Source organism: Ruania albidiflava DSM 18029 (assembly GCF_000421225.1).
In the GTDB taxonomy this organism is placed as follows: Bacteria; Actinomycetota; Actinomycetes; order Actinomycetales; family Beutenbergiaceae; genus Ruania; species Ruania albidiflava.
In genome coordinates this window covers 197560-216162 of the sequence record NZ_ATWL01000004.1, presented here as the reverse complement: position 1 = coordinate 216162, position 18603 = coordinate 197560, and the positions used below count along the sequence as shown (strand labels likewise).

The following is an 18603-nucleotide window of genomic DNA, read 5'->3' as shown; positions in this document are numbered from 1 at the left end:
GCCGGGGGGCGGCGCGCTCTAGCGTGGGGTCGATGAGCACAGCACCTGCGCGTCGGCTGCGGATGACCATCCTCCCACCGGACGAGCGCCCCAACACCGCGGGGTACGCCTATCGGATCGCGGGATTCAGCGGGGTGGAGGTGCTGCGGCCACCGGAACACCTGATGCCCCGGTTCCGCCAGCCGGGCGACCCGGCCGGGCTGGCCGACTGGCTCCGGTCCGTCGATACCTCGGTCGACGCCCACATCATCTCGCTGGACCTGTTGGTGCACGGCGGACTGGTCCCTTCGCGGCTCACCAGTGACAGCATCGCGGAGGTCATCGGCCGCCTCGAGGTCCTGCGCGAGCTCACCGCCCCGGTGCACGCCTGCCAGGTCATCACCCGGCTCCCGCACTACGACAGCAGTGGTCGGGGCCTGGAGGAGCCGGAGTACTGGGCCACGCACGGGCGGCTCCTGTTCGAGCTCTCCCAGTCCTGGGACCGCTACGAGCGGGGCGAGGCGTCGGCGGAGGAGGTCGCCGCAGCCGAACGTGCCGTCCCCGGCACCTACCGCGAGGACCTGCTGCGTCGGCGGCTGCGCAACCACGTGGTCACCCTCGCCGCTCTCGACCTGGCCGCCGACGGCGTGCTGACCGATCTGGTGATCACATCTGACGACACCGCCGAGCGCGGGCTGCCTGCTGCGGACCGGCTCGCCGTGGGCCGCTGGGCGAGGCGGCTGCACTCCGGCGCCCTGCTCTACCCGGGGGCGGACGAGGTGCCCAGCACCCTCGTGGCACGCGTGGCCGCCCGAGCGCGCGGGCTGGCGCCACGGGTGTACGTCGACTGTCCAGAGTCCGAGTCGCTGGCGCGCACCGCCCCGTACGAGGACCGCCCGGTCGGGGAGGGTATCGCCGCCCAGGTCGAGGCCGTCGGCGGGGTGAGCGTCGATCGCGCCGAGGCCGCCGACCTGGTCCTGCTCGTGCACGGCCCCGCCCCCGAACCTGGCGACTGGACGGGTCTGCCGATCACCGAGGACACCAGCCAGGAGAGCTCGAGGGTGGCGGCCGCGGGCCGCATGCACCTGGAGGCGGGCCGGCGCACGGCCCTGGCCGACCTGCGCTACGCGAACGGCTCCGACCCCCAGCTGGTACGAGCGCTGGATGACGCCGGTGTGCTCGGCGAGCTGGTCGCCTACGGCGGGTGGAACACGGCCGGCAACACGATCGGCACGACGCTGGCCGCGGGGGTGAGCGCACTGCACGAGCACTCCGCTGAGGCGGCGGTGGCGCGCCGGGAGTTCCGGGACCACAAGATCATCGAGGACGGTCACTACCTGCCAGTCGTGCGCAGGCGCCTGCAGGAGGAGTACGCTGCGCGCGGCCTGACCGATCCGCCCATGGAGGAGCTGGCAGGCCTCGCCGAGCGGGTCGCCGGCGAGCTCACCGCGTGGGCCGGCAGCATCAGTGCGCTCGGGTCGGTGCGGGTGCGGAACGTGCGCTGGCCACGCTCGTCGCTGTTCATCGTGGACTTCGACGTCGAGGGTCGTTGAGACGCCGGTATCGTCCTACCGGCAGGTCCAGCGCGCGGCCCAGGTCCGACCTTCGCCATGGCGGGCCGGCCCGACCGCCACGACGGCCGGTCCGGGACTGGGGGAGCGCCGCAGGTGAGGATCCCCCGATCGGGGGAGTCGTGGCTGCACCTGCCGGGCCGAGGCTGGGCGCATGAACACCACTCCACTGCCTCGCGCAGTCACCCGCGCCGCTACCCTGTGCTCTGCAGCCCTGCTGCTCCAGTGCGTGGTCTGGCTGGTGCTGCCCGGGCTGAATCCGTACGTCGATGCGCATCTGGCCCAGCTGCGTGCCGTCCTGCCACTGTCCGTCCACGCTGGTCTGCTCGCCGTGCTCGCCCTGGTCGGCACGGTCTGCGCCGTCCTGGCCGCACTCCGGCCAGCCGACGCCGGCGCGAACCGGGTCGCCGGCGGGGTCGCCCCGGTCCTGGTGCTCGGGCTGTTCGGTGCCACGGCGAGCATGCAGGGCCTGTCCCTCGCCGGGTACGTGGTGGCCATGGTGCTGCCGCTGGCTGCGATGGTCGTGGGAGTCGTCGCTGCCGTACGCGCTCCACGCAGCAGGTGGCCACTGGGCATCGCGCTGGCGGCCGGCGTGGCTGCCGTCCTCGTCTTCCGGGACCTGATCCGCACCGCATTTGCCGCCAACCTGGCGGTCTTCGCCGAGAAGGGCGCCCCGATCTGGGCGATGCTGCTCACCTACACCACGCTCGCACTCTGGATGACGCTCACCGTGCGGGCAGCCCGCAGGTCCAGCTGGCTGGAACGCCCCACCACATGGTTGGTCCGCCACCGCCGCCCGGTCACCGTGCTGGCCGCTCTCGGGCCGCTGCCCTACCCGCTCGCCCGGCTCACCTGGCTGACCCCGTGGCCGATCGGCCTGCCGGAGGGGGCGACCGACGCGATCACCGCCTGGGGCCTGATGCTCTCGCTGGGCGCCTGGATGGGGGCCATCCTCACCCTCGGCCTGATCCTGCCGTGGGGGGAGCGTCTCCCCCGCTGGGTGCCCCGGGTCGGCGGTCGACCCGTGCCGCCGGCAGCGGCGATCGTGCCGGGCTCGATCGTTGCTGGTCTGGTCTGCCTGGCGGCCGTGCCGTGGACGATCAGCTTCGTCCAGGACCCCACCGGTCCGTTCGCTCCGTACTTCTTCCTGCTGCCGCTGGGGTACTGGGGGCCGATGCTGGCGCTGGCGATCTGGGCCTATGGCAGCTACCGCAGCACGGGCGGGCAGGCCACGACTGGCCCGGACCCGACCGGGCACGGGGTAGCGCCGAGCGACCCAGCGGACACAATGGTCGGATGATCCGCACCACACTGATGCGCGGCGCCTGGCTGATGCTCGGCGCTGCTATCGGCCTGGCGGCCGGAGTGCTCGGTGCGGTCCTGGCCGTCTCCGCCTCTGGCGGCACCGACCTGCGCGACGGGCTGGCGTGGGGGCTGCTCGCCGTCCTGCTGGTCGGGGCAGGCGTCGGGCTGCTGCCCGGGGTGCGGGAGATCCAGGTCACCGCGGCCCGCACGCTCCTCAGCGTAGGCTCGCCGCTGCTCGCCGAGTCGCGGAGCTGGGCACACCGCTCACGCAGCGCGGCGTGGACCGTGCTGCACGCACTTGCCGGGTTGAGCACCGGATTCTGCGTCCTCGGCCTGCTGCCCGGTGCGGCGGTGACGTTCTGGGCGCTGGGGCAAGACCGTCTCGACCTCCTCGAACCTGTCGGACTGGGCGCCACCTGGTGGTCGGCTCTCCTCGGCGGCCTGGCCATGCTCGTTGCGACCGTGGCTGGGCCGGCGCTCGCCGGCGGCATCGCAGTGCGGCTGGCACCGGTGCTGCTCGGCCCGACGGCGGCGGACCGGCTGGCCCTGGCGGAGCACCGGCTCGCCGCAGAACGTCGGCACACTGTGCTGGCCCGCGAGCTGCACGACGGGATCGGGCACGCACTGTCCATCATCGGCATCCAAGCGGCAGCCGCCAGCCGGGTGGTCAGTGCCCACCCGGACCGCGCTGCCGGCGCTCTGCAAGCGATCGAAAGCACCGCACGTGACGCCCAGGCCGAGCTCGACCACCTGCTCGGCCTGCTCCGCGACCCACAGACCCCACCAGCCCGGTCCGTGCGGGAGGATCTGCCGACGCTGCTGGCCAAGCACCGGACCGCCGGCCTGACGATCGAGGTGCACCAGGACCACGGGCGTGTTCCTCGGCTGGTCTGGGACGCGATGCTGGACATCCTGGCCGAGGCGCTGACCAACGCCCACCGGCACGGCGAGCCCGGTGCCGTCAGCGTCGCGATCACGCAGGACGACAGATCGCTGCGGCTCCAGGTGGACAACCCCGCCGCTGCTGCAGGCCACGACGCTCAGCCCAGCGGCGGCCGCGGCATCCTCGGCATGCAGGAGCGGGCCGCGCTGCTCGATGGCACGGTGCGGGCCGGGGCGAGTGCACACAGCTGGCGGGTCGAGGCGCTGCTTCCGGCACCGGCAACTGAGGAGACGACGCGATGATCACCGTGCTGCTGGTCGACGACGAACCGCTGATCCGGCAGGGCATCGCGATGATCCTGCAGGCCGAACCGGACATCGAGGTGGTGGCCGAGGCCGGGGACGGTGCCGCGGGGATCGAGGCCGCCCGGCGCAGCCGCCCGGACGTGGTGGTGATGGACGTGCGCATGCCCCACCTGGACGGTATCCGGGCCACCGAGCTGCTGCTGCGCGCCGATGACCCACCAGCGGTGTTGGTGCTGACCACGTTCGGCAACGACGACTACGTGCAGGCCGCGCTGCGCGTCGGAGCCGCCGGGTTCCTGCTCAAGCGCAGCACTGCGGAGCAGGTCGTCGGCGCGGTGCGCACCGTCGCCTCTGGGGACAGCCTGGTCTTCCCGCAGCAGGTGCGCGAGCTGCTCACCGCCACCCCGGCGGCCACCTGGTCCGGTCCGCGGCCCAGCGACCGGGAGCTGGAGGTGCTCTCGCTCGTCGCCGAGGGATACACCAACGCTGAGATCGCTGCCGAGCTGGTGATCGGAGTGGAGACAGTCCGCAGCCACGTGGCCAACCTGATCGCCAAGCTCGGGGCACGGGACCGCACCAACGCTGTGGTGATCGCCTGGAGCCACGCCCTGCTGCCGCGCCGCTGAACCCGCGCCGCGAGACGCACCGATGCGGAGGTACTCCTGTGACATGGAGGCAGGAGAAGAACGCCTCGGTGTCTCAGGAGTGCCTCCATAGCCGGGAGCGGGGGTCACCACCCGCGGACCGCGCACCCGCCGGAAATCGGCTGGCCAGCCCGCCGGCCGCATCGGTGACAATGGGACACGGTGAGTGAGCAGAACCCGCGCAGCAGAACCCGGTCCGCCGGGCGCCCCGGCGACCGCTCCCGCCGGTCCGGGCAGCAACCGCCCGCGGACGCCACCGGCCCGGCGCGCCCACCACGCCGCGACCAAGGCAAGGGCCGCTCCCGGGGCTCCTCCCGCCGTCGGCATGCACGCCGGCACCCCAAGCCCGCGTTCCGGCCGCTGTCCCCCGAACAGATCGAGGCCCGCAGAGCCGCCGTCCCACGGATCACCTACCCGCCGCAGCTGCCGGTCTCCGCACGCTCCGAGGACATCGCCGCCGCGATCCGCGACCACCAGGTGGTGATCGTGGCCGGTGCCACCGGGTCCGGGAAGACCACCCAGATCCCGAAGATCTGCCTGGAGCTCGGCCGCGGGATCACCGGCACCATCGGGCACACCCAGCCGCGGCGGATCGCTGCCCGCACCGTGGCTGAACGGCTCAGCGAGGAGCTGGCGGTCGAGCTCGGCGACGTGGTGGGCTACCAGGTGCGGTTCACCGACCAGGTCTCGCCCACCACGCTGGTGAAGGTGATGACCGACGGCATCCTGCTCGCGGAGATCCAGCGTGATCCGATGCTGCGCCGCTACGACACGATCATCGTGGACGAGGCGCACGAGCGGTCGCTGAACATCGACTTCCTCATGGGTTACCTGCACCAGCTGCTGCCCCAGCGGCCGGACCTGAAGGTTATCGTCACCTCCGCGACCATCGACTCCGAACGGTTCGCCAAGTATTTCGGCCAGCCGGGCCGGCCGGCGCCGGTGATCGAGGTGTCCGGGCGCACCTACCCGGTCGAGGTGCGGTACCGCCCGCTGGTCCCGGATGCCGAGGAGGACGACGGCGCAGCCTCCTCGAGCGGACCGGGCGCCTCCCGTAGCGCTCTCCTAGACGAGACGGGCGCACGCGGGCGGGGCGGCCCGGGTGGCGAAGAGGACGAGCTGGACCAGCCGACCGGGATCTGCCTGGCTGCTGATGAGCTGATGGCCGCCGGCCCCGGGGACATCCTGGTGTTCTGCTCCGGGGAACGGGAGATCCGGGACGCCACCGAGGCCCTGGCCCGTCACCTGCGCGAGCGGTACGTGAGCCCTGGAGCGGCGAGAGCCTCTGCGCACGCCGCGGACGCCGTCGAGGTGATCCCGCTGTACGCGCGGCTCTCCGCGGCCGAGCAGCACCGGGTGTTCCAACCGCACACCACCCGACGGATCGTGATCGCCACGAACGTGGCCGAGACGTCCCTGACCGTGCCGGGCATCCGGTACGTGATCGACACCGGCACCGCCCGCATCTCTCGCTACTCCACGCGCACCAAGGTGCAGCGGCTGCCGATCGAGCCGATCAGCCAGGCCAGCGCCAACCAGCGGGCCGGCCGGTGCGGGCGGGTGGCCGACGGCATCTGCATCCGGCTGTACTCGAAGTCCGACTACGAGTCCCGCCCGGAGTTCACCGAACCGGAGATCCTGCGCACCTCGCTGGCGTCGGTGATCCTGCAGATGGCCGCGATCGGCCTGGGCGACGTGGCGAAGTTCGACTTCCTCGACTCCCCCGACTCCCGGGCCATCAAGGACGGTACCCAGCTGCTCGCCGAGCTCGGTGCCGTGGACGAGCAGAACCGGCTGACCAAGACCGGCCGCGCGCTGGCCCAGCTGCCGATCGACCCGCGGATGGGTCGGATGATCGTGGAGGCCTCCCGACTGGGCTGCCTGCGTGAGGTGATGATCATCGTGGCCGGGCTGAGCGTGCAGGACGTGCGCGAGCGGCCTGCCGATCACCAGCAGGCCGCGGACGAGAAGCACCGCCGGTTCGCCGACCCGACCTCGGACTTCCTCGCGCTGCTCAACCTGTGGGAGTACCTGGGCGAGAAGCAGCGGGAGCTGTCCGGCTCGGCGTTCCGCCGGCTGTGCAAGGCGGAGTACCTGCACTTCCTGCGGATCCGGGAGTGGCAGGACGTGCACACCCAGCTGCGGCAGATGGCCAAGCAGCTGGGCCTGTCTTGGTCGCACCGGGAAGACCACAAGGACGACCCTGGCCGTGCCGACTCTGTGCACCAGGCGCTGTTGTCCGGGCTGCTGTCCCAGCTGGGCTACTGGGACGAGCGGCGCCGGGAGTACACCGGTGCTCGTGGTGCGAAGTTCGTGGTCTTCCCCGGCTCGCACCTGGCGAAGAAGACCCCGGCCTGGGTGATGGCCGCCGAGCTGGTGGAGACCTCCCGGCTGTTCGCCCGCACCGTGGCCCGGATCCGGCCGGAGTGGGCGGAGCCGCTGGCTGAGCACGTGGTCAAGCGCGCCTACTCCGAGCCGTACTGGTCGTCCAAGCAAGGTGCGGCGATGGTCAAGGAGAAGGTGCTCCTCTACGGGCTGCCGATCGTGGCCGAGCGCCGGGTGCCGCTGGGCCGCGTGGACCCGGAGCTGGCCCGGGAGATGTTCATCCGGCAGGGGTTGGTGGAGGGCGACTGGCGCACCCACCACACGTTCTTCGCCGAGAACTCAACTCTGCTCGCCGAGGCGGAAGCGGTGCAGGCCCGCGAGCGCCGCCGGGACCTGCTGATCGACGAGCAGGGCCTGTTCGACTTCTACGACGAGCGCATCCCGGAGCACGTCACCTCGGCGCGGCACTTCGACTCCTGGTGGAAGCGCACCCGCGGCGAGCAGCCGGACCTGCTGTCCTTCACCACCGAGCTGCTGCTGCCCCGCGCCGAGGAGCTGGATCCGGGCGCGTTCCCGGACACCTGGCGCCAGGGCGACCTCACCCTGCCGCTGACCTACCAGTTCGAACCGGGCACCGAGCTGGACGGGGTGTGCGTGCACATCCCGATCGCGGTGCTCGCCCAGGTCCGCCCGGACGGGTTCGACTGGATGGTGCCCGGTCTGCTGGATGAGCTGGCGGTGGCCACCATCCGGGCGCTGCCGAAGCGGCTGCGGACCCGCCTGGTACCGGCACCGGACACGGCGGCGCAGATCGTCGAGCAGCTGCCGGAGTGGTCGCAGGTGGCGCCCGCACCTCAGGGGGCGCCCTCGTTCCTGGCGGCGTTCGCGGCCGCGGCCCGAGAGCTGCGGCAGGTGGAGGTCACCGAGGAGGATGTGGACGTCGATCGGCTGCCTGCGCACCTGCGGATGCTCTTCCAGGTGCACGACGAGCGCGGTCAGGTGCTCGGCACCAGCCGGGAGCTGGTGCTGCTGCAGCGGCAGCTGGCCCAGCAGTCCGCCGCCGCGGTGCGGGATGCCGTGCGCGGGGCGTTGCACGCCGCAGCCGACGACGGCGCAGCCCGGCCGAGCGATCCGCGCACCCGGGGTAGGGGTCGAGCAGGTGGGCCGGCCGCGGGGCCGGGTGGGTCTGGTGCGGCCGGCGTGGGCTCCGGCCCGGCCGGTGCGGGGGTGACCTCCCCGGGACTGACGGAGGTCGGCGGCCTGACCGGCTGGCCGGAGCCAGGCCGCATCCCGGCGACGGTCACCTCCACCGGTCCGGGCGGGTTGGAGGTGCGCGGCTACCCGGCGCTGGTGGCCGAAGGGGCCACAGTCGGGCTGCGGGTGCTCACCGACGCCGCCCGGCAGGCGATCGAGCACCGACGCGGGGTGGCGCAGCTGCTGACGCTGGACCTGGCACTACCCACGACCCGGGTCACCTCGCGGTGGAGTGGCACGCAGTCGCTGACGCTGGCGGCGAGCCCGTACCGGAACACGGACGCACTGGTGGCGGACCTGCAGGCGGCAGCGGTCGCCGCCCTGACCACCGGTCACGACCTGGCACAGGTGCGCACCCGGCAGGCGTTCGAGGAGCTGGTGGCCTCGCTGCGGGACTCCTTCGAGGACGAGGTGCAGCGCATCGCGGACCTGGCCACCACGATCCAGACCCGCTCCCGGGAGCTGGACCAGACGATCAAGCAGACCACGTCGATGGCGCTGCTGAACGTGCTCACCGATGTGCGCGACCAGCATGCCTCCCTGGTGCACGCCGGTTACCTGAGAGACACCCCGCCTCAGCAGCTGGTGCACCTGCCTCGGTACCTGAGGGCCGCCGTCCTGCGGTTGGAGAAGGCGGAGGCGAACCCGCACCGGGACGCGGACCTGGCCTGGAAGATCGGCGAGCTGTCCGACGCGTGGTGGTCGGCGGTGCGCAGCGCGGAGCACGAGCCGGTGCGCGCTGCGCGGCTGGCCCCGGTCCGCTGGCAGCTGGAGGAGCTGCGGGTAAGCTTCTTCGCCCAGCAGCTGGGCACCCCGGTGACCGTCTCGGAGAAGCGGATCCGCAAGGCCCTCGCGGACGCCTGACCACCTACCCCCACCCACCCCGGTCGCGAACGCTCGCCTTCGCGGCTGCTGAACCGATTCATGCCGCAAACCAGGGCGTTCGCGACCGTAAGATCAGGGGATGAAGAGTCGACATCCGGACACCTGATGGACGCCGAGACCTGGGGCAACATCGGGCTGGTCCTGCTGTTCATCCTGCTCGGCGGTGTGTTCGCGGGCACCGAGTTCGCGCTGGTCTCCCTCCGGGAGAGCCAGATCCGCCGGCTGGACGAGCGGGGACCTCGGGGGCGGCGGGTAGCGTCGGTCGCCCGGGACCCGAACCGGTTCCTGTCCGCCGTACAGATCGGCGTGACGGTCGCTGGGTTCTTCTCCGCAGCCTACGGTGCCTCCACCATCGCCCCGGACTTCGCCCCGCTGCTGGTCGACCTCGGGCTGCCGGAGCGGGCCTCGGCCACGACGGCGCTGATCGTGCTCACCCTGCTGATCGCCTACGCGTCCCTGGTGCTCGGGGAGCTGGTGCCGAAACGGTTGGCGCTGCAACGCTCGGAGCAGTTCGCCCTGGCCGTGGCGCCGCCGCTGGACCGGTTCGCCACCGCGATGCGGCCGGTGATCTGGCTGCTGTCCCGCTCCACGAACGCAGTGGTACGGCTGCTCGGCGGGGACCCGTCGGCGCGCAGCGAGGATCTCTCCGAGGAGGAGCTGCGGGACATCGTGATCGCGCACGAGGGGCTGCCCGACGGTGAGCGACAGCTGCTGGCAGACGTGTTCCGCGCCTCGGACCGGTCCGTGGCAGAGGCGATGCGCCCCCGTGGCGAGGTGGCGTTCCTGCACGGCGGCCTGCCCTTGACCGAGGCCGCTGAAGAGATCCGCGCCCACCCGTACTCGCGTTACCCGGTCACAGGTGCCGACTTCGACGAGGTGCTCGGCTTCGTGCACGTGCGCGACGTGCTGCAGCCGCCGGCCGGCACCGCCAGCAGCACCACAGTGGCCACCCTGGCCCGCCGCATCGTGCACCTGCCCTCGACCAACCCGCTGCTCACCTGCCTGTCGGCGATGCAGCGGTCGCACACCCAGCTCGCAGTGGTGGTGGACGAGTACGGCGGCACCGACGGCATCATCACGATGGAGGACGTGATGGAGGAGATCGTCGGGGACATCCGGGACGAGTACGACCCGCAGGAGCCGAGCCGGGCGGCGGACACCTACGACGCCGGGCTGACCATCGAGGAGTTCACCGCCGCCAGCGGCGTCCCGCTGGAGGACGGCCCCTACGAGACGGTCGCCGGGTACCTGCTGAGCACGCTCGGCCGCCTGGCGCAGGTCGGCGACCGGGTGCCGGTGGGCACGCGCACCCTGGAGGTGGTGGCCGTTGCCGGGCGCCGGATCCGGCTGGTGCAGGTGCACGGCGGGCCCGCTGCCGACGGTGCGGAGACTGCGGACGGTGCAGAAGCTGCGGACGCTGCCGGCGAGACAGGCAGGACAGGCGAGGCACCCCGCCCGGAGGCCCCGGGCGGGGTGCGCGGCCCGGAGGATCCGGGCGGCCACGACGATCCTGGGGCTGTTCCCAGGTAGCACCCAGCCTCTCTGCGGGTTCGGTCCGTAGGTTCGCGGCCATGGACACAGAACTGAACCGCTTCCTCCGCACTGCCGTCCCGTTCCAGGCCGAGCACCCCACCTACGAGGGTCGCCCGCTGCCGTACCCGGAGGAGGACGTCGAGGACCAGGGGCTCGCGTTCGACGTGGTGACCGTGCTCAGCCGGCGGAACCTGTTCGGGCTGCTCGGTGCCGGGGCGGCGGGCCTGACCCTGGCAGCCTGCAGCGCCGACGCCTCCGGTAGCACCGCGACCGACGACCTGGCCGGCGACCTGACCGAGATCCCGGACGAGACCGCCGGCCCCTACCCCGGTGACGGGTCGAACGGTCCGGACGTGCTCACCGAGAGCGGGATCGTGCGCAGCGACATCACCACCAGCTTCGGCGAGGCGTCCGGCGTGGCCGAAGGTGTGCCGATGACCCTGGACCTGACCATCCTCGACCTCGCAGGCGGCGGCGCGCCGTTCGCCGGGGTGGCGGTGTACGTGTGGCACTGCACCCGGGCCGGGCAGTACTCGCTGTACTCCGAGGGCATCACCGAGGAGAACTATCTGCGCGGGGTGCAGGTGGCCGACGAGGACGGCCGGGTCACCTTCACCAGCATCTTCCCGGCGTGCTACTCGGGCCGCTGGCCGCACATCCACTTCGAGGTCTACTCCGCCGAGGAGGACATCACCGAGTCCACGAACGCGATCGCCACCTCCCAGGTGGCTCTGCCGGAGGACGTCTGCCAGCAGGTGTACGCCACGACCGGGTACGAGCAGTCGGTCACCAACCTCGCTCAGGTCTCGCTGGAGTCGGACAACGTGTTCGGGGACGACGGCGGGGCCTCCCAGCTCGCGACCGTCACCGGGGACCTGGAGTCGGGTCTTGCGGTCTCGCTCACCGTGGGGGTGGACACCTCGACCGAGCCGACCGGTGGGGCAGCGCCCGAGGGTGGCGAGGGTGGTCCCGGGGGCGAGGGCGCTCCCGGCGGCGAGGAGGGGCCCGGGGGCGGTGAGCCCCCGTCCGGGGAGCAGCCCAGCGGCCAGCCGCCTGCCGGGCAGCCCGGTGACCAACCGCCGTCGGGGGGGCCCGGTGAGGGTGGCACCACCGGCGACCCTGACGGCGCAGCAACCCCGACCAGCCAGGGCTGACCATGGCGTGAGGTCCGGGCGGGCGCACCGTCCCGCGCGCTGCGCAGGTTCTGTCCACAACCGGTGCCCGCGGTGTGACCGCACGGTGCTAGCGTCCCGGTAGGCGGCAGAGAGGGGCGCGGAGGATGGACCTGACCGGTGCACGGGACCTGGCCCGGGAACTGATGGACGCGCACGGGCTGCGCCGGTGGACGTTCCGGTTCGACTCCGCGAAGCGGCGCGCCGGGCTGTGCCGGTACGACACGAGGGTGATCAGCCTGAGCCGGCACCTGACCGCGTTGTACTCCCCCGAGGAGGTGACCGAGACCGTGCTGCACGAGGTCGCGCACGCGCTGGCCGGTCCCCGCGCCGGGCACGGGCCGAAGTGGCGGCGCATCGCCAGGGAGATCGGTGCCAGCGGGCAGCGGTGCGTGGCCGCAGACGCACCGACCGTCCCGGCCCCGTGGGAGGGCCGGTGCCCGGCCGGGCACGTGCACCAGCGGTTCCGCCGGCCCACCCGGCCGATGTCCTGCAGCCGCTGCCGACCGGGCTTCTGTGTGGAGCACCTGGTGCACTGGCAGCTGCACGGCGAGGACGTGGACCTGGGGCCGCGCTACCAGGCGGAGCTCGAGGCCGCTGTGGCCCGCCACCGGCGGTCCAGGCTCGCGGGCTGAGCGGCCCCGGCTACTGCTGGGGCGGTGGTGGGGTGCGGGACTGCGCGGGGTGCGTCTGGTCCTGCTGCTGGGGCGCATCCGGGTAGCCGGGGTTCTGCTCGGCGGTCTGCTTGGCCCGGCGGTCCTGCCGGAACAGCACCACCAGCAGCACGATCACTCCGGTGACGACGAGCACCATGCAGACGACGGCGATCAGCACCGTCACCCAGGCGACCACCTCTGCCCACCTCCAGCTCCGACGATCCTCCCGGTCAGTCTATGGGCGCGCGCCGGGACATGCCTACTATGGCAGCAGAGGCGAAAACTATGGTGCACCCATTCTCCCGGGCCGACCGGGCCGAGCACGCGGCCCGGTTCGAGCGCGTGGACGCGGCGATGGCCGCCGTGCGCCGCGAGGGGTTCCTGCCCGAGCAGTGGCGCCGGGAGGCGCACCTGGACCAGCCGTTCGAGCTGGTCGCGGGCCAGACGTGCTCCCAGCCGACCACGGTGCGCGCGATGCTCGCCCTGCTCGACCCCCAGACCGGTGATGCGGTGCTGGACGTGGGCAGCGGTTCCGGCTGGACCACTGCGCTGCTGGCGCACCTGGTCGGGGCGACCGGCACTGTGCACGGGGTCGAGCTTCGCGAGGACCTGGCAGCCTGGGGCGGGCAGAACGTGGCCGCTGCCGGGATGCCGTGGGCGCAGGTGCACCAGGCCGAGCCCGGGATCCTCGGCTGGCCGGCGGCGGCGCCCTACCAGCGCATCCTGGTCTCCGCCGACGCCACCGAGGTGCCAGCGCAGCTGACCGACCAGCTGGCTGACGGTGGCCGGATGGTGCTGCCGGTGCACGGCACGATGATGGTGGTGGAGGCCCACGACGGCACTGCTGCGGTGGTGCGGACCGCCGGCAGCTACCGCTTCGTCCCGCTGCGCTGATCCGTGCCCTCCTCCGCCGAAGCTGTTCGTCGATCTGGTCAGGGGTGGGGGTAGCGTGAGCGGGTGATCTCCCGCTTCCAGGTGGTGCCGGCCGCGTACGTGCTGTGCTGCCGAGACGGCGCCGAGGGCACTGAGGTGCTGCTGCAGCTGCGGGCGAACACCGGTTACCGGGACGGGTACTGGGCGTGCGCGGCAGCCGGGCACGTGGAGGCCGGTGAGTCGGTGCTCGCTGCTGCCATCCGGGAAGCGGCCGAGGAGCTCGGCATCGCCATCGCACCGGCAGACCTGGTCCCGCTGACCGCGATGCACCGCACGCACGGCAACGGCCGGCCGATCGACGAGCGCGTCGACTTCTTCTTCACCTGCCGCACCTTCACCGGCACTCCGCGCACGATGGAGCCGGAGAAGTCCGCCGGGCTGGGCTGGTACCCGCTGGCCGACCTGCCCGAGCCGGTGGTGCCGCACGAGCTCGCTGTGCTCCAGGCGTTGCGGACCGGGACCGTGCCGCCGGTCCTCACCCACGGCTTCACCACCTGAGACGCTGACCGGCGACACGCTGTTTCGTAGTAACCTCGCCCGCGGACCGTGTGTGCCCTCATCGCGGAGGGCGGGCGTGGTCCAGGAGACGTGGTGAGAAGATTCGGCGGTGCGCGGCCAGAGGTCGGGAGCACTCGAGGAGGAACGATGCGAAAGACCCTGACCGTTGCCACCGTGGCCGCGATGGCCCTGACCCTGGCAGCCTGCGACTCAGAGAGCTCCGGCGGCGGCACGGACGGGGAGCTCGTCGGCGAGGGTTCCGGCGCCGACTGCAGCATCGACGCGCCGGTCCCGGTGGGTGCCGCGCTGTCCCTGACCGGTGGGGCCGGCAGCTACGGCGAGTCCCAGCGCAACGGCCTGGAGCTGGCCGTCGCGCACCTGAACGACGCCGACACCGGCGTCAGCTACGAGCTCAGGGTCGAGGACGACCAGACCGACCCGCGGCAGGGCATCACGGTCTTCGAGGGGTTCGTCGACGGTGGTGAGAGCGTCATCATCGGCCCGACCCTGTCGAACACCGCTTTCCAGGCCCAGCCGATCGCCCAGGAGGGTGGTGTGCCGGTGCTGGCCATCTCGAACACCGCGGACGGCATCACCGAGCAGGGTGACTTCATCTTCCGCGACTCCCTCACCGAGGGGCAGGTGATCCCGCAGACGGTGGCTGCCGCGACCGAGAAGTACGGTCTGGAGAACGTGGTGGTGATGTACAGCAACGACGACGCGTTCACCGAGTCCGGCTACCAGGTGTTCGCCGACTCGCTGGAGGAGGAGGGTGTGCAGGTCGCCGACACGCTCACCTTCTCCGTGGACGAGACCGACTTCCGCCCGCTGCTGACCGAGGCAGCCGGGCAGGACCCGGACGCCCTGGTCGTCTCCGGTCTGATCGAGGCCGCGATCCCGCTGGTCACCCAGGCACGCGAGGCCGGCATCGACGTGCCGATCATCGGCGGGAACGGGTTCAACAACCCCCAGCTGATGGCCGACGCCGGCGACGCCGCCGAGGGTGTGGTGGTGGGCGCCGCCTGGAACTCTGCCTCCGACAGCCCGGAGAACACCGAGTTCCTGGCGGCCTTCGAGGACGAGTACGGTCACCAGCCGGACCAGTTCGCCGCCCAGGCCTACGCTGCGATGACCATCATCGACACCGCTGTGCGGCACAGCTGCTCCGGTGAGCGCACCGACGTCCAGGACGGTCTGAACAACATCAGCGAGGTGCCCACCGTCCTCGGCTCGGTGTCCATCAACGCCGACCGGGACGTCGAGCACGAGGCGGTCGTGCAGATCGTCGAGGACGGCGAGTTCGCGGTCCTGGACTGAGCTCGGTCCCTTGGTCGACATCCAGCAGCTGTTCAACGGGCTCTCCCTGGGCTCGCTCTACGCGCTGTTCGCCATCGGGTTCGCCCTGGTGTTCGGCATCTTGGACCGGCTGAACCTGGCCCACCCCGCAGTGTTCGCCGTGGCGGCCTATGTCGGTATCGACCTGGTCACCAGCCTGAGCATCTCCGTGTGGCTGATGCTCCCGGTGGTGTTCGTGGTCGGCGCCCTGCTCGGGCTGGTGATCGAACGGGTCGCGTTCCGGCCGCTGAAGAACCGCCCGGACGCGCACTTCGCCGGACTGATCTCCTCGATCGCGCTCGCCGGGGTGTTCATCGCCCTGCTGCAGGGCACGTACGGTCCGGACACCCACCGGTTCCCGGCCGAAGCGCTCCCGGAGACCACGTTCACCGTGGCCGGCGCGCAGATCTCCCTGGTGCAGGTGGCGATCCTGGTGATCTCGGTGCTGCTCGTGGTGGCGCTCGGGTTCCTGGTCGCTCGGACGCGGTTGGGCCGCGGTATGCGGGCGATCGCGGAGAACCCGACCGCGGCCCGGGTGCTCGGCGTGAACGTGGACCGGGTCACCGCCACCACGTTCGCGATCTCCTCCGCGCTCGGTGCGGTCGCCGGTGCCCTGTTCGCGCTGAACGTGAACACCGCACAGCTGGGCATGGGCTCGGCGATCGAGCTCAAGGGCCTGGCGGTGATCATCGTCGGTGGGATGTCCTCGCTGCCCGGTGCGCTGGTGGGCGGCCTGCTGCTGGGCGTGGCCGAGGTGTTCACCGTGCAGTACATCGGCTCCAGCTGGCGCGACCTGGTGGCCTTCGCGCTCCTGTTCCTGATCCTCGTCGTCCGCCCGCAGGGGCTGTTCGGCAAGCGCAAGGTCCGGGAGGTGTGATGCTCGGCGACTCCACCCTGGTCTTCATCGCCATCGGCGCGATCTTCGCGTTCTCCTTCTACGCGGTGCTGGTCGCCGGCCAGCTCAGTCTCGGCCAGGCCGGTTTCGCTGCGATCGCCGCGTTCGGGTCGGTGACCCTGGGACCCAGCCCGGACCAGGTGGGTGACCTGCCGGCGCTGGGCATCGCGATCGTGATCGGCATGCTGCTCGGCGCTGCCGCCTCGGTGGTGCTCGGCCTGCCGACGATGCGCTTGCGCGGGGTGTTCCTGGCGATCGCCACGCTCGCGTTCGCCGAGGCGGTGCGCATCCTCATCGTCAACTCCGAGTCCCTCGGTGGTGCCGGAGGCCTGGCGGTGCCGAAGGTGGTCACCCCGGCCATCGCCTGGGTGGCGCTGGCGGTGGTCGCCTACTGGTTCTGGCGGCAGGGCCCGTCCCGGTACGGGCGGGCGCTGGCCGCGATCCGGGAGGACGAGCTGGCCGCGCGGGCCATGGGTATCGACGTGGGCCGGCACCGGCTGCAGGCATTCATCACCTCCGGTGCCGTCGCCGGCCTGTACGGGGTGCTCTGGGCGTACTTCGTGCGACTGATCGCACCGGAGGACTTCGACTTCGCCGCCGCGATCGACGGGCTGGTCACGGCCGTGGTCGGCGGCTCCACGCTGTTCATCGGCCCGGTGCTGGGCAGCGGCTTCCTCACCATGGTGCCCGAGGTGCAGCGAGCGGTCGGGATCGAGGCGGGCTGGCTGCGCCCGGTGCTGTCCGGCGTGCTGCTGCTGGTGGTCATCCTGTTCCTGCCCGGCGGCCTGGCCAGCTTCATCCCGCGGCGGCTGCGGATGCCGGCCAGCACCGAGAGCGAGACCCACGGCACCCTGACCACCCGGACCCACCCTCGTCCCGGCGACCAGGTGGTCCGCCTGCACGGGGTGACCAAGGAGTATGCCGGGGTGCACGCGCTGCGCGGAGTGGACCTGGAGATCTCCGGCGGGGAGATCATCGGCCTGATCGGGCCGAACGGGGCCGGCAAGACCACGCTGGTGAACCTGATCAGCGGCCTGGTGCCGAGCAGCTCCGGGGAGGTGGAGGTGCTGGGCACCCGACCCGGGCGCACCCCGGTGCACCGCGTCGCCGCCGCCGGGGTGAGCCGCACGTTCCAGCACTCGAAGCTGTTCGGCCGGCTGTCCGCCCTGGAGAACGTCCTGGTCGGGGCGCACCTGGTCTCCCGACCCACGTTCGGGCGGCGGTTGCTGTGGCTGCCCTCGGCCCGGCGAGACGAACGCCAGGCGCTGGCGCACGCAGCCCGGTGCCTGCAGCGGGTGGGTCTGGGGGAGAAGGCACGCGTGCCGGCCGCGGCCCTCTCCTACGGCGACCAGCGCCGGTTGGAGATCGCCCGCGCACTGGCCGCCGACCCGTCCCTGCTGATCCTGGACGAGCCGGCGGCCGGGATGAACCAGCCGGAGGCGGACAGCCTGTCGGACCTGATCGGCTCGCTCGCCGACGACGGGCTGACCATCCTGCTGATCGAGCACAACGTGGGCATGGTGATGCGCACCTGCTCCCGGATCCTGGTGCTGGACTTCGGGGAGCTGATCGCCACCGGCAGCCCGGCGGAGATCGTCGACAACCCTGCGGTGATCGAGGCCTACCTGGGCAGCGCACCGGACGAGGAGCGCTCCCGATGAACGATGCGATGCTCACCGTGGACCGGCTGCGGGTCTCCTACGGCCGGGTGGAGGCGGTGCGGGAGGTGTCCTTCCGCGCCGAGGAGGGGTCCCTGGTCACCCTGGTCGGCGCGAACGGGGCGGGGAAGAGCTCGATCGTGAACGCGATCAGCGGCATCGTGCGCCCCCGCGGCGGCCGGATCCGTTTCCGCGGCAAGGACATCACCCGCACGCCCGCGCACCGCCTGGTGGGGCAGGGACTGGTGCAGGTGCCCGAGGGCCGCCAGATCCTCACCAGCCTGACCATCGAGGAGAACCTGCAGATGGGCGGCTGGCACGCCGGCAGTGCCGGCATCGACGACGTGTACGACCGGTTTCCGGTGCTGGCCGAACGGCGCCGCCTGCCCGCCGGGTCCCTCTCCGGCGGGGAGCAGCAGATGCTGGCCATCGGCCGGGCCCTGGTGGCCGAGCCGTCCCTCATCCTGCTCGACGAGCCGTCGATGGGGCTCGCCCCGTTGATCGTGGACGAGGTGTTCGCGGTGATCGGTGAGATCCGGGCGCGGGGCACCACTGTGGTGCTGATCGAGCAGAACGCCCGCCGTGCCCTGGGCGTGGCCGACCGCGGCTATGTGCTCGCCAGCGGGGAGATCGTGCACGAGGGCACCGGTGCGGAGCTGCTCGCCGACGACCGGGTGGTCTCCGCCTACCTCGGCATCGCCACCTGACCGCCACCCCGTCGCAAGGTCAAGAGAACCCGGTCACCGGTGCCCGGTCTCTCGTGACCTTGCGG

15 protein-coding genes are annotated in these 18603 nt (G+C 72.0%); 14 read left to right on the top strand and 1 reads right to left on the bottom strand.

Going from position 1 to position 18603, the window contains the following annotated elements; all coding sequences use genetic code 11:
- Positions 1 to 32: 32 nt before the first annotated feature.
- The 8 genes from K338_RS21040 (at position 33) to K338_RS21020 (ending at position 12491) form a co-directional block, all read left to right on the top strand.
- Entirely contained in the window at positions 33 to 1532 is a 1500-nt protein-coding gene (locus K338_RS21040) for a DUF4127 family protein (protein ID WP_084480709.1), read from the top strand.
- Positions 1533 to 1704: 172 nt separating this feature from the next.
- Complete coding sequence (locus tag K338_RS24365) at positions 1705 to 2850, top strand: hypothetical protein (protein ID WP_022917491.1); 1146 nt, start codon at positions 1705 to 1707, stop codon at positions 2848 to 2850.
- A complete protein-coding gene (locus K338_RS0107135; RefSeq protein ID WP_022917490.1) occupies positions 2847 to 4040 on the top strand; it encodes a sensor histidine kinase in 1194 nt (397 codons plus the stop codon). Before K338_RS24365 ends, K338_RS0107135 begins: the two co-directional genes overlap by 4 nt.
- Positions 4037 to 4669: a response regulator transcription factor gene (locus K338_RS0107130; protein WP_022917489.1), complete on the top strand. Its 633-nt coding sequence runs from the start codon at positions 4037 to 4039 to the stop codon at positions 4667 to 4669. The genes K338_RS0107135 and K338_RS0107130 overlap by 4 nt, the downstream gene beginning before the upstream one ends.
- A 180-nt stretch (positions 4670 to 4849) precedes the next feature.
- A complete protein-coding gene (gene hrpA / locus K338_RS0107125; protein ID WP_022917488.1) occupies positions 4850 to 9130 on the top strand; it encodes an ATP-dependent RNA helicase HrpA in 4281 nt (1426 codons plus the stop codon).
- Positions 9131 to 9256: 126 nt separating this feature from the next.
- Complete coding sequence (locus K338_RS21030) at positions 9257 to 10681, top strand: hemolysin family protein (protein ID WP_022917487.1); 1425 nt, start codon at positions 9257 to 9259, stop codon at positions 10679 to 10681.
- Positions 10682 to 10722: 41 nt separating this feature from the next.
- Positions 10723 to 11838 carry an intradiol ring-cleavage dioxygenase gene (locus tag K338_RS21025; RefSeq protein ID WP_022917486.1) on the top strand — a complete coding sequence of 372 codons (1116 nt, stop codon included), beginning with the start codon at positions 10723 to 10725 and terminating at the stop codon, positions 11836 to 11838.
- Between the two features lie 125 nt (positions 11839 to 11963).
- A complete protein-coding gene (locus tag K338_RS21020; RefSeq protein WP_022917485.1) occupies positions 11964 to 12491 on the top strand; it encodes a SprT-like domain-containing protein in 528 nt (175 codons plus the stop codon).
- Positions 12492 to 12501: 10 nt separating this feature from the next.
- Here K338_RS21020 and K338_RS0107105 read toward each other — a convergent pair whose 3' ends face one another.
- On the bottom strand, positions 12502 to 12708 hold the full coding sequence (locus K338_RS0107105; protein WP_022917484.1) for a hypothetical protein: 207 nt from the start codon (positions 12706 to 12708) through the stop codon (positions 12502 to 12504).
- Positions 12709 to 12797: 89 nt separating this feature from the next.
- On the opposite strand from K338_RS0107105, the gene K338_RS0107100 reads away from it, so the two are divergent.
- The 6 genes from K338_RS0107100 (at position 12798) to K338_RS0107075 (ending at position 18538) form a co-directional block, all read left to right on the top strand.
- Positions 12798 to 13406 (top strand): protein-L-isoaspartate O-methyltransferase family protein, encoded by a 609-nt coding sequence (locus tag K338_RS0107100; protein ID WP_022917483.1) that lies wholly within the window; start codon positions 12798 to 12800, stop codon positions 13404 to 13406.
- A 63-nt stretch (positions 13407 to 13469) separates the two neighbouring features.
- A complete protein-coding gene (locus K338_RS0107095) occupies positions 13470 to 13943 on the top strand; it encodes an NUDIX domain-containing protein (protein WP_022917482.1) in 474 nt (157 codons plus the stop codon).
- A 147-nt stretch (positions 13944 to 14090) separates the two neighbouring features.
- Positions 14091 to 15260 carry an ABC transporter substrate-binding protein gene (locus tag K338_RS0107090; protein ID WP_022917481.1) on the top strand — a complete coding sequence of 390 codons (1170 nt, stop codon included), beginning with the start codon at positions 14091 to 14093 and terminating at the stop codon, positions 15258 to 15260.
- Positions 15261 to 15270: 10 nt separating this feature from the next.
- Positions 15271 to 16155 (top strand): branched-chain amino acid ABC transporter permease, encoded by an 885-nt coding sequence (locus K338_RS0107085; RefSeq protein ID WP_022917480.1) that lies wholly within the window; start codon positions 15271 to 15273, stop codon positions 16153 to 16155.
- On the top strand, positions 16155 to 17834 hold the full coding sequence (locus K338_RS0107080; RefSeq protein ID WP_022917479.1) for a branched-chain amino acid ABC transporter ATP-binding protein/permease: 1680 nt from the start codon (positions 16155 to 16157) through the stop codon (positions 17832 to 17834). Before K338_RS0107085 ends, K338_RS0107080 begins: the two co-directional genes overlap by 1 nt.
- Positions 17831 to 18538, top strand: a complete 708-nt coding sequence (locus tag K338_RS0107075; RefSeq protein WP_022917478.1) for an ABC transporter ATP-binding protein — start codon at positions 17831 to 17833, stop codon at positions 18536 to 18538. The genes K338_RS0107080 and K338_RS0107075 overlap by 4 nt, the downstream gene beginning before the upstream one ends.
- Positions 18539 to 18603: the final 65 nt, after the last annotated feature.

What these genes read in the sequence shown, in the direction of transcription:
- K338_RS21040 (WP_084480709.1), top strand. Translation starts at nt 33, where the DNA reads ATGAGCACAGCACCTGCGCGTCGGCTGCGGATGACCATCCTCCCACCG.
- K338_RS24365 (WP_022917491.1), top strand. Translation starts at nt 1,705, where the DNA reads ATGAACACCACTCCACTGCCTCGCGCAGTCACCCGCGCCGCTACCCTG.
- K338_RS0107135 (WP_022917490.1), top strand. Translation starts at nt 2,847, where the DNA reads ATGATCCGCACCACACTGATGCGCGGCGCCTGGCTGATGCTCGGCGCT.
- K338_RS0107130 (WP_022917489.1), top strand. Translation starts at nt 4,037, where the DNA reads ATGATCACCGTGCTGCTGGTCGACGACGAACCGCTGATCCGGCAGGGC.
- K338_RS21030 (WP_022917487.1), top strand. Translation starts at nt 9,257, where the DNA reads ATGGACGCCGAGACCTGGGGCAACATCGGGCTGGTCCTGCTGTTCATC.
- K338_RS21025 (WP_022917486.1), top strand. Translation starts at nt 10,723, where the DNA reads ATGGACACAGAACTGAACCGCTTCCTCCGCACTGCCGTCCCGTTCCAG.
- K338_RS21020 (WP_022917485.1), top strand. Translation starts at nt 11,964, where the DNA reads ATGGACCTGACCGGTGCACGGGACCTGGCCCGGGAACTGATGGACGCG.
- K338_RS0107100 (WP_022917483.1), top strand. Translation starts at nt 12,798, where the DNA reads ATGGTGCACCCATTCTCCCGGGCCGACCGGGCCGAGCACGCGGCCCGG.
- K338_RS0107090 (WP_022917481.1), top strand. Translation starts at nt 14,091, where the DNA reads ATGCGAAAGACCCTGACCGTTGCCACCGTGGCCGCGATGGCCCTGACC.
- K338_RS0107080 (WP_022917479.1), top strand. Translation starts at nt 16,155, where the DNA reads ATGCTCGGCGACTCCACCCTGGTCTTCATCGCCATCGGCGCGATCTTC.
- K338_RS0107075 (WP_022917478.1), top strand. Translation starts at nt 17,831, where the DNA reads ATGAACGATGCGATGCTCACCGTGGACCGGCTGCGGGTCTCCTACGGC.